Origin of the sequence: Vibrio sp. 10N.286.52.C3 (genome assembly GCF_041468865.1) — a bacterium.
In the GTDB taxonomy this organism is placed as follows: Bacteria; Pseudomonadota; Gammaproteobacteria; order Enterobacterales; family Vibrionaceae; genus Vibrio; species Vibrio crassostreae_C.
The window spans coordinates 1-482 of sequence record NZ_JBFRJM010000159.1; the positions used below are offsets into that span (position 1 = coordinate 1).

The following is a 482-nucleotide window of genomic DNA, read 5'->3' on the forward strand; positions in this document are numbered from 1 at the left end:
TTGAAGTTTTCATCTGGCGTAATCGTGAAACTGCCGTCATCGTTAGCTACAACCGTCGCATCACCACCAACCGTTAGGCCGCTAGCAGTAAGGTCATCGCCTTCAACATCAGATGCTTGTGATAACAGTTGCTCTTGGCTTAGACGGATAGAACCATCTTCATCGATTGAGTACGCTAAATCGCCTGACACAGGTGCATCATCAACGGCAGTTACACTCACATCGATGTTTGCTGACACCGTATCGGTGCCGTCAGAGACATCGAAGCCGAAGTTTACGTCGCCATTGAAGTTCTCATTTGGCGCAAAGGTGTATGTACCATTACCGTTGTCGGTAAGAATACCGTCACCACCATCGTAGGTCACACCTTCAACCGTTAGGTTATCACCTTCAATGTCAGTAGCGCCTGTTAATAGGTCTGCATCGGTGAAGATTAACGTGCCGTCTTCTTCAACACTGAATTGTTGATCTTGAGGGACAGG

The 482-nt window shown here is 47.7% G+C and carries 1 protein-coding gene; it reads right to left on the minus strand.

What is annotated here, in order from left to right; translation table 11 throughout:
- A partial coding sequence (locus AB4138_RS23955; protein WP_372307984.1) for a tandem-95 repeat protein occupies positions 1 to 482 on the minus strand: 482 nt, incomplete at both ends.